This window comes from Nostoc sp. 'Peltigera membranacea cyanobiont' 213, from assembly GCF_002245975.1.
Classification (GTDB): domain Bacteria; phylum Cyanobacteriota; class Cyanobacteriia; order Cyanobacteriales; family Nostocaceae; genus Nostoc.
Window position 1 is genome coordinate 19,160 of record NZ_NOLI01000105.1, and the last position, 9,030, is coordinate 28,189.

General features: G+C 41.9%; 10 protein-coding genes. 8 read left to right on the forward strand and 2 right to left on the reverse strand.

Annotation, left to right across the window (positions count from 1 at the left end; translation table 11 throughout):
• Positions 1-2: 2 nt before the first annotated feature.
• The 6 genes from CDG77_RS24035 (at position 3) to CDG77_RS37865 (ending at position 5,779) form a co-directional block, all read left to right on the forward strand.
• Positions 3-1,436: a chlorophyll a/b binding light-harvesting protein gene (locus tag CDG77_RS24035; RefSeq protein WP_094331864.1), complete on the forward strand. Its 1,434-nt coding sequence runs from the start codon at positions 3-5 to the stop codon at positions 1,434-1,436.
• 110 nt (positions 1,437-1,546) lie between these two features.
• Positions 1,547-2,059: a flavodoxin FldA gene (gene fldA / locus CDG77_RS24040; RefSeq protein WP_094331865.1), complete on the forward strand. Its 513-nt coding sequence runs from the start codon at positions 1,547-1,549 to the stop codon at positions 2,057-2,059.
• 113 nt (positions 2,060-2,172) lie between these two features.
• On the forward strand, positions 2,173-2,931 hold the full coding sequence (locus CDG77_RS24045; RefSeq protein ID WP_094331866.1) for an alpha/beta fold hydrolase: 759 nt from the start codon (positions 2,173-2,175) through the stop codon (positions 2,929-2,931).
• 401 nt (positions 2,932-3,332) lie between these two features.
• Positions 3,333-4,367, forward strand: coding sequence for a chlorophyll a/b binding light-harvesting protein (locus CDG77_RS24050; RefSeq protein WP_094331867.1), 1,035 nt, complete (start codon positions 3,333-3,335; stop codon positions 4,365-4,367).
• Positions 4,368-4,437: 70 nt separating this feature from the next.
• Positions 4,438-5,406: a chlorophyll a/b binding light-harvesting protein gene (locus tag CDG77_RS24055; protein WP_094331868.1), complete on the forward strand. Its 969-nt coding sequence runs from the start codon at positions 4,438-4,440 to the stop codon at positions 5,404-5,406.
• 97 nt (positions 5,407-5,503) lie between these two features.
• Positions 5,504-5,779: a hypothetical protein gene (locus CDG77_RS37865; RefSeq protein WP_094331869.1), complete on the forward strand. Its 276-nt coding sequence runs from the start codon at positions 5,504-5,506 to the stop codon at positions 5,777-5,779.
• 171 nt (positions 5,780-5,950) lie between these two features.
• Here CDG77_RS37865 and CDG77_RS37870 read toward each other — a convergent pair whose 3' ends face one another.
• A complete protein-coding gene (locus tag CDG77_RS37870) occupies positions 5,951-6,154 on the reverse strand; it encodes a hypothetical protein (RefSeq protein WP_223269944.1) in 204 nt (67 codons plus the stop codon).
• On the opposite strand from CDG77_RS37870, the gene CDG77_RS24065 reads away from it, so the two are divergent.
• Together CDG77_RS24065 and CDG77_RS24070 are read left to right on the forward strand one after the other, a co-directional pair.
• Positions 6,066-6,257: a DUF433 domain-containing protein gene (locus CDG77_RS24065; RefSeq protein WP_262985170.1), complete on the forward strand. Its 192-nt coding sequence runs from the start codon at positions 6,066-6,068 to the stop codon at positions 6,255-6,257. The genes CDG77_RS37870 and CDG77_RS24065 overlap by 89 nt on opposite strands.
• Before the next feature lie 111 nt (positions 6,258-6,368).
• Entirely contained in the window at positions 6,369-8,015 is a 1,647-nt protein-coding gene (locus CDG77_RS24070; RefSeq protein WP_094331871.1) for a tRNA-guanine transglycosylase, read from the forward strand.
• Positions 8,016-8,119: 104 nt separating this feature from the next.
• Here CDG77_RS24070 and CDG77_RS24075 read toward each other — a convergent pair.
• Positions 8,120-9,030 (reverse strand): ABC transporter ATP-binding protein (locus tag CDG77_RS24075; protein WP_094331872.1); only part of this gene is annotated, 911 nt, incomplete at its 5' end.

A 9,030-nucleotide genomic window follows, 5' to 3' on the forward strand; every position in this document is an offset into this window, starting at 1 on the left:
GAATGACAACTGCAACAATAACGACCCAGGAATCGGGTTGGTGGGCTGGCAATGCTCGATTCATTAACCTGTCGGGTAGGCTTTTGGGCGCTCATGTTGCTCATGCTGGGTTGATTGTGCTTTGGGCAGGAGCAATGACTCTATTTGAAATCACCAAATATAACCCCGCACAACCAATGTATGAGCAGGGGTTAATCTTACTCCCCCATCTGGCAACATTAGGATTTGGTGTTGGCGATCGCGGCCAAATTGTTGATACCTATCCTTATGTTGTCATTGGTGTTTTACATCTGATTAGTTCTGCCGTACTAGGTGCTGGTGGTATTTACCATGCGGTTCTAGGCCCAGCAGTGTTGGATGATAATCCGTCTTTCCCTGGCTTGTTTGGCTACGACTGGGAAGATGAAGACAAGATGACCACCATCATCGGCATTCATTTGCTGTTGTTGGGATTCGGGGCATGGTTATTGGTAGCAAAGGCGCTGTTTTGGGGTGGTATTTACGATCCGGCAGTGGCATCTGTGCGAGTAATTACTGAACCGACTATTAACCCTAGCCGCATCTTTGGCTATCTCTTCGGTGCTTTTGGCGAACAAGGGATGGCAGCAGTTAATAATCTAGAAGATGTCATCGGTGGACATATTTGGGTAGGAATACTTTGTATTGCCGGAGGATTTTGGCACATTCTTACCAAACCTTTTGGTTGGACAAAAAAGGTACTGTTTTGGTCTGGAGAGGCTTACCTATCGTATAGTTTGGGCGCTCTGGCTTACATGGGTTTGTTGGCAGCATATTTTGTGACGGTAAATGATACCGTTTATCCCACTGTTTTCTATGGCCCGTTGGGATTGAGTACTACTGCATCGGGAGTAATTACGGTTCGTACTTGGCTAGCAACTAGTCACTTTGCTCTGGCAGTTGTATTTTTAGCTGGTCATATCTGGCACGCTTTGAGAGTTCGTGTCATAGCAGCTGGACTTGATTTTCAGCAGGGAGTTGTCAATCCTTCGGGGATGCCGGAAATTGGGAATTTTGATACCCCAGTGAATGCTTCGGATATCACGTTGAAGTTGTTAGGAAATCTTCCTATTTACCGTCAAGGCTTGTCTGCTTTTTCACGGGGGCTGGAAATTGGTATGGCGCACGGCTACTTCTTGATTGGCCCATTTGTCAAGTTAGGCCCATTGCGGGATACGGAGTTGGCGAATCAAGCAGGGTTACTGGCCACAATCGGTCTACTGTTGATTTTATCAATTTGTCTGTGGCTGTACGGCAGTGTATCGTTCCAAGGGCGCAAACCGGCTCTTGGGGAGCTACCGGAAAACTTGAAAACAGCTAAGTCTTGGAGTGAGTTCAATGCTGGGTGGACAGTAGGTAGCTGTGGAGGAGCTTTATTTGCCTTCCTGCTGTTAACCAATAGCAGTTTGTTTTTCTGAGTTGCCCGAACTAGGCAAATAGGTATCGTTGCGATCGCATCTGGCGGGTGCTTTGCACCATCGCGCATCATCTCTAAGGAAAATTGCAAATCTATATATCAGGTGACAATATGTCGAAAAAAATTGGTCTGTTCTACGGTACTCAAACTGGCAACACTGAATCGGATGCTGAAAAAATTCGGGATGAATTTGGTGGTGATGTTGTAACATTACATCCCATTTACGAGGCGGATACTAGCACTTTTGATGAGTATGAATTGCTGATTATTGGCTCTCCCACTTGGGATATAGGTCAACTTCAGAGTGATTGGGAAGGCTTTTTCTCCGATCTGGATGAAATAGATTTTAAAGGTAAGCTGGTTGCCTATTTTGGTGATGGAGATCAATATGGCTATGCCGATAACTTCCAGGATGCAATAGGAATTCTGGAAGAAAAAATTTCCCAGCGCGGTGGTAAAACTGTTGGCTACTGGCCAAAAGATGGGTATGACTTTAACGAATCTAGAGCTTTGAAAAATGGCAAGTTTGTCGGATTGGCACTCGATCAAGGTAGTCAATCTGATTTAACAGATGAGCGAATTAAAACTTGGGTTGCTCAGTTGAAGACAGAATTTGGTTTGTAGAAAGGCAGGGCGAATGGAAGGGCTTTTAGATCCCCGACTTCTTTAAGAAGTCGGGGATCTAACCAACGGTTTATAACCGCCGAAATTGATAATTTAGAAGTTATAGGTTATTTATGTCTGATTCATTTGATGTTCTGTGGTTAAATGCTAGTCCTGTTTTGAAGCGTTTTGATGAACCATTACTCGATTACTTATGTGGGTATATGAGAATCGCCCAGTGGGAATACCAGCAAACCAAAGATGAAGCTAGTTCTATAGATCGAGCTGTGGAGTTGCTGTATGAGTTTTTAGAATGCCGCGATCGCCCCGTGCATTTAGCGGGACATGGGATGAGTGGTGCGATCGCCTTAACCTTTGCGCGGCGATTTCCTCAAAAAGTGCGATCGCTCACTTTGCTGGCTGTGGCTGCTCAACCTGCAAACAATTGGCAAGCTCACTATTACTTTCAAAGACAACTTTTTAATATCAGCCGTGAGCTAGTTTTAGCAAGCAGCGTTCGCAGTCTATTTGGAAATCAATCACCTCAAACCACTAAGAAGTTAGTAGCTGCCTTAGATAAAGATTTAGAACAATCTCCCTCGTCACACTCTTTATTTAAGTTGGTTTATTTACCCAAAGGTGGAGTTTCTATGCCAATGATGGTATGTGGTAGCAAGAGCGATCCGGTAGTAAATCCAACTGCATTGCATGACTGGTTTAATTGGCTTAAGACAGAAGATAAACTCTGGGAATGCCCACAAGGGTATCATTTTTTTCACTACTTCTACCCTCAACAGGTTGGCGAAGAGATTTTGAGTTTTTGGCAATGTCACCATCCACATTTACTGGAAGCATCTCCACTATCTCTTAGCACTTCTACAAGTTATTCATGAAAATAGAAAGCAGAATAACCCACGCTTAAAAACTAATATTTGCTTGCAGCCAAGAGTAGTTAGAGCGGTGATAGTTACTATCATCGCTCCGCTTGCGTTGCCTATTTTCCTTCCATTCTTGATTATTACATTTTGTAAAGAGATACGCTAAATAGGAATTACTTTCAATAGACTAAATTTGTAATCTCAATAATTGGTAGTTAGCTGTCAATAAGCAGAGTATGTGGCAAGAAGTCATATCTGACTAAGATCGGTAACGCCTGCGGTGAATTGGAAGAACCTCTCTTCGTTCAGATAAAAGCTTCGGGTCTACTTTAATAGCCCTCACGCGACATTTCACTGCTGAGATAAGAACCAGTTAATTGAATATTATTAGCAACAATTGCTAATTGTGCTTAACAATGCAGACATACGGCAATCCCAACCTCAAATTTGATTGGTGGACTGGTAACGCCCGCTTCGCCAATCTCTCTGGTTTATTTATCGGCGCTCATCTGGCACAAGCAGCGCTGACAACGCTCTGGGCTGGGGCGTTTACATGGTTTGAAATCTCTCGCTACAATCCCGAAATACCTATGGGCGAACAGGGGCTAATTTTGCTTCCCCACTTAGCCACCTTGGGTTTTGGTGTGGGTGCAGGTGGTCAGGTAGTTGATACTTATCCCTATTTTGTCATCGGCGCTTTACACTTAATCTCCTCTGCTGTGCTTGGTGCTGGGGCACTTTTGCACACCTTCAAAGCTCCAAAAAACTTAAAAGATGCCACTGGCCGCGCTCGGAAATTTCACTTTACATGGGACGACCCTAAAAAACTTGGCTTCATCTTAGGACATCACCTAATTTTCTTAGGATTAGGTGCTTTACTCCTCGTAGGAAAAGCGATGTTTTGGGGAGGACTGTACGACTCGACAATTCATGATGTTCGAGTTGTTACCGACCCCACACTCAATCCCTTAGTCATTTATGGCTATCAAACTCACTTTGCCACTGTTAACAACTTAGAAGATTTAGTCGGCGGTCATATCTATGTAGGTTTGTTACTCATTGGCGGCGGTATTTGGCACATCCTCATAGAGCCTTTACCTTGGGCGAAAAAGCTTTTAATCTTCTCTGGTGAAGCCATCCTTTCTTACTCTTTAGGTGGTATTGCCTTAGCGGGATTTGTTGCAGCTTACTTCTGTGCAGTAAATACTTTAGCTTATCCCGTGGAGTTTTATGGCTCTACCTTGGAAGTAAAACTCGGAGTTAGCCCTTATTTTGCCGACAGCATTAAGTTAGCTAACGGTGGTTACACTTCTAGAGCATGGTTAGCAAATGCCCATTTCTTCTTAGCGTTCTTCTTCTTGCAAGGTCATCTGTGGCACGCCCTGCGAGCAATTGGGGTTGACTTTAGGCAAATTGAAAAGGCATTAAATGCCATTGGTAGCGAATCGTAAAACAATTTTGGATTTTAGATTATGAAAATCTAAAATCCAAAATTAAAAATGCTCATAAAGGTATTTAACTATGACAATTACAACTGATAGAACCTTAGCAGCAGACACAAATTTATCGTGGTTAGTGGGTAATGCCCGTTTAACTGATTTATCTGGTCAATTATTAGGCGCTCACATTGCTCATGCAGGCTTAATTATGTTTTGGGTAGGAGCAATCACAATATCTGAAGTTACACGTTTTGTTCCTAGCGTACCAATGTATGAACAGGGATTGACTTTGTTACCCCACTTAGCAACTTTGGGTTGGGGTGTAGGTGCTGGAGGTGAAGTAGTCAATACCTATCCTTATTTTGTAATTGGCATTTTGCACTTAGTTGCATCTGCTGTGTTGGGTGCAGGTGGACTTTTTCATGTTTTTCGCGCTCCGGCAATTTTATATAATGCCGGTGGACAGACGGCAAAATTTCACTATGAATGGAATGACCCGAAGCAATTGGGTTTAATTTTAGGTCATCATTTAATTATTCTGGGTTTGGGAGCCTTTTTATTAGTGCTAAAGGCAATGATTTTTGGCGGAATTTATGATACTAATTTGGGAAATGTCCGCCTGATTAGCAATCCTAATTTAAACCCAGCCACAATTTTTGGCTACTTAGTTGGTTTGAAAGATGGTAGCTGGACTCCTTTAGGGATGGCAAGTGTTGATAACTTAGAAGATGTCATTGGTGGTCACATTTGGATTGGTTTAATTTTAATTGCTGGTGGTGCATGGCATATTCTTGTGCAGCCTTTTACCTGGATAAGACGAATTTTACCAATTGAGAATGGTGAAGAAATTCTTTCTTATAGCTTACTGGGTTTAGCTTTGATGGCTTGGGTTTCTACCGCATTTGTGGGATATAACACGACAGTTTTTCCGAGAGAATTTTACGGTTCCGAACGTCTAGGATTGGCAGATATTCAGTTTTTTCTTGGTGTAGTGGCCTTCTTAGGTTATGTTTGGCACTATTGGCGATCGTCACATCAAGCTAATAGTTAATTAACTTTCGCTCAACACTAGCTAAATAAAGTCCAATGCCTGCGGTTAACAGCAGTGGACTGCGGGCATTTTTTTGGAATTTTTATGAGGATAACTAATGTTAACGATGATTTTGTGCGCCTTTTGTGGTTGGACAATAATGATTCTATTCATTGGTAGTGTCTGGTTAACGATAAAAAAAGGAATAATTCATTTAAAAACGCTCCATGAAATTCCTTGCTCTGGTTGCGAATATTTCACCAACGACTACCGTCTCAAATGTACTGTACACCCAAAAAAAGCTTGTTCTGAGGAAGCGATCGCCTGTATTGATTTTGAGCCGAAAACTTCTGCCTGTAATGCTTGCCAGAAGGGACGGCGAAAGCTTTGTTAAGTTTATTTTCACAGGTGCGATCGCACCTGTGAAAATTGGAGTGTATTGAGGGGCGATCGCTAATCAAGATTTTTCCTGTCACGCACTACGACTTAACTTATAGTTAGGAATAGGCTGATTACTAATCACTGCATAGAGAACATCTGGATCAAGGTCGGCTCCTGATTGCCATTAGATTGTTCCTAGTTCGTGGTTTACTTCAACCTCAGCAAAGTATTTTGGATCTTGCAAAGGTGCAAAAACAGCTATGCAAAATCTCACCAGAATTACTCGCAATCCTGAAGTGATGGGCGGCAAACCCTGTATTCGCGGAATGCGTGTCACCGTTGGTACTATCATCGGCTTAATGGCATCTGGACACAGTAATAGTGACATCCTCAAGGCCTATCCCTACCTCGAAAAAGCCGACATTTATGAGGCACTTGCCTATGCTGCATGGCGGGATCAAGAGATAGAAGTCCCTCTCAGAAGTGCATGAAAGTTTTGCTGCTATATTAACTATGGTCAAATAAATGTTTTTGCTCACTCACCATAGGACAGAATCATAATCTGTTCTATATTTTTGCTTTCTCGAAGAAGAAGCAACTTCATGACATATTTAGAATATGTAGTTGAAAAAGTCTCACAAAATGGTCGTGTAGGCAGACTCAGTTACAACGGACAAGATTTTCGTACTCCTCTTTTGTTTCCAGTAGTATCTTTAATCACTGGGACAACAGCAAATGGTGGCGGTTTGTGGAAGTACATTTTACAAGCAGATCATTCTAATGGTCTTTTGCGTCGCAATTTGCCAGTGATGTCTCAGGTACTTCACTTCTTAGATTTCATCCCGAAGAAGCAAAATGCGTTGGCTACTTGGCGAAAGCTGGGCATTAAACGGCGTTATCTTGAGGATGTCTGTCTTCCTGTGGAATATACTGCTCCAATATTTCTTGATTCTGGTGGTTTCAAACTTCTTTGGAACAATAGTATAGATTTATCTGCCTATGGTCTGTCTATGGAAGATGGACAGGGTTTTCAGTCTATATTGAAGTTACAAGAGAACTTTGGTGGAGACATCATCGCTACATTAGACTATCCTTTACCTCCAAAACTAGCAGCGTCTGAAGCAAAAGAACGTATGCAAAAAAGCTTAGACAATGCTATTGCTGCTGCTCGATTGCTACAAAAACCATCTCACTGGAAACCTTTTCTTTATGTTGCTGCTCATGGTCAAGATAGAGATAGCATGAGCAATTATGTCAGACAGGTATTCGATGAGGCTGAAAAAGAGGAGTTAAAGTATTATAATTTTGGATTAGCAGTTGGCTCATTAGTGCCACTACGAGGCGCTCATAAAACTACGATAATTGTTGATTTGATTAAGGGCTTACAAGATAGCATTCCTGCTCATAGAAAAAACATAACACCTATTCATGTATTTGGTATAACTGGTAGTTTAATTCCGATATTAGCTTATTTAGGAGTGGATAGCTTTGACTCTAGCAGTTATGTTCAGGAAACAAGGAGCTTGAGCTACATTAATCCTGAAACAATGAGACCACAGCCAGTATTGGAAATGGAAGAATTGACTTGTAATTACCGTGTTTGTCAACAAGCAAATTTAGAACATATCCAAGATGCATTGATATCAGAAGTTAGTGGTAAACCAGTTCATAATGGTAATTATAAAAGTAAATATTATGCCGACATTGCTTTACATAACCTAGAAATGGATTTTCGTATTGTCGATCAAACTAGAGAGGCTATAGAAGCAGATTATTTACAGGAATATCTTATTGAACACATAAAAAAACTGAAGCATCTTCAACCTGCAATAGATGCGATCGCTTCTGAGGATATTGAGTTAAAAATTAGGCTGTCACGTACACTAATATCAGTTTCTAAAAAACAAGAGTTCAAAAAGAATGAACAGGTTATTTCTCTGAAATATAAACCTGATGACTTTAATGTTTTGAACAATGGCTATGCACCGCTCTCTGGTAAGCATATAATGCTGATAATTCCTTGTTCTGGAGAAAAGCCCTATTCTAAATCTCGTTCCCATCGCTTCATTACGGAACGAATAGAGAAAGCTTTGGGTGATGTAACAACATTAGTAGATAAGGTTACACTATCAGGATTATATGGCCCAGTTCCGGAAAAATATGAAGACGCTGCTTTAGTAGTAATGCATGAGTTAGCCATATCTATTGTTGACTGCTTAGATAAGAAATTATACCTGCGAAGTCCGTAGGCAAGACTCAAGTACTAATCTAAATGAGAATAAAAGATTTCAAGGAAACAGCAGGACTTATTTGAGATGCGATCGCTAGCAAAATGACCTGCCAAGATTAATTCTTAGGGAAATATCGCCAACTCTGTTTCCGGGTCAAAAAAGTGAATTTTCTCTGGGGTTAGCGATAACCAAAGTTGCTCGCCAGGTTGGACAAATCGGTCTGGTGGGATTCGCACTTGTAGGTAATTGGCTGTAGTAGCAGGTTGAGATCCTGGTTCGGCAATCTTAACAGCGAGAAAGGAATCGTTGCCGAGATTCTCTACTAAATCTACTTGCACTGGTAGATTTTTGGTGGCAGGCATACTCAAGTTTAAGTGTTCTGGGCGAATGCCTAAAATTAAAGTTTTCCCATCATATTTTTGTAAAGCTTTTCCCCAAACTTCTGGGAGGGTGAAACGCAACTGGGAATGAGTAATCAACTGCGGGGCATGAAATTCTACAGGAATAAAATTCATCGGTGGCGAACCAATGAATTCTGCGACAAAAAGATTGGCAGGACGGTTGTAAAGTTCTAAGGGAGAAGCGACTTGCTGAATTTTACCCTCAGACATTATCGCAATGCGATCGCCCATTGTCATCGCTTCAGTTTGATCGTGGGTAACATAAATCGTCGTTGTTCCCAGTTGGCGCTGCAATTTGACAATTTGAGCGCGGGTTTCCGCCCGCAGTTTGGCATCTAAATTAGAAAGCGGCTCATCCATTAAGAATACTTGGGGGTCACGCGCGATCGCACGTCCCAATGCAACCCGTTGTCTTTGTCCCCCAGATAGCTGTTTGGGTAAGCGATTCAGCAATGTTTCAATTTGTAACAGTCGAGCAACACTACGCACCTGTTCATTCACTGCCCGTTCTTTGTCAGAAATGTAGCGCAGTCCTTTAGGTAACTTTCTGGTCGCCCCTACAAAAAGATTTTCCGCCCACGCCTGAAGATATTGAGACGAGGAAGTATTTTCTCCCCCTGCTTCCCCTGCTT

What these genes read in the sequence shown, in the direction of transcription:
- CDG77_RS24065 (WP_262985170.1), top strand. Translation starts at nt 6,066, where the DNA reads ATGGGCGGCAAACCCTGTATTCGCGGAATGCGTGTCACCGTTGGTACT.
- fldA (WP_094331865.1), top strand. Translation starts at nt 1,547, where the DNA reads ATGTCGAAAAAAATTGGTCTGTTCTACGGTACTCAAACTGGCAACACT.
- CDG77_RS24070 (WP_094331871.1), top strand. Translation starts at nt 6,369, where the DNA reads ATGACATATTTAGAATATGTAGTTGAAAAAGTCTCACAAAATGGTCGT.
- CDG77_RS24050 (WP_094331867.1), top strand. Translation starts at nt 3,333, where the DNA reads ATGCAGACATACGGCAATCCCAACCTCAAATTTGATTGGTGGACTGGT.
- CDG77_RS24045 (WP_094331866.1), top strand. Translation starts at nt 2,173, where the DNA reads ATGTCTGATTCATTTGATGTTCTGTGGTTAAATGCTAGTCCTGTTTTG.
- CDG77_RS37870 (WP_223269944.1), bottom strand. Translation starts at nt 6,154, where the DNA reads ATGTCACTATTACTGTGTCCAGATGCCATTAAGCCGATGATAGTACCA.
- CDG77_RS24055 (WP_094331868.1), top strand. Translation starts at nt 4,438, where the DNA reads ATGACAATTACAACTGATAGAACCTTAGCAGCAGACACAAATTTATCG.
- CDG77_RS24035 (WP_094331864.1), top strand. Translation starts at nt 3, where the DNA reads ATGACAACTGCAACAATAACGACCCAGGAATCGGGTTGGTGGGCTGGC.
- CDG77_RS37865 (WP_094331869.1), top strand. Translation starts at nt 5,504, where the DNA reads ATGTTAACGATGATTTTGTGCGCCTTTTGTGGTTGGACAATAATGATT.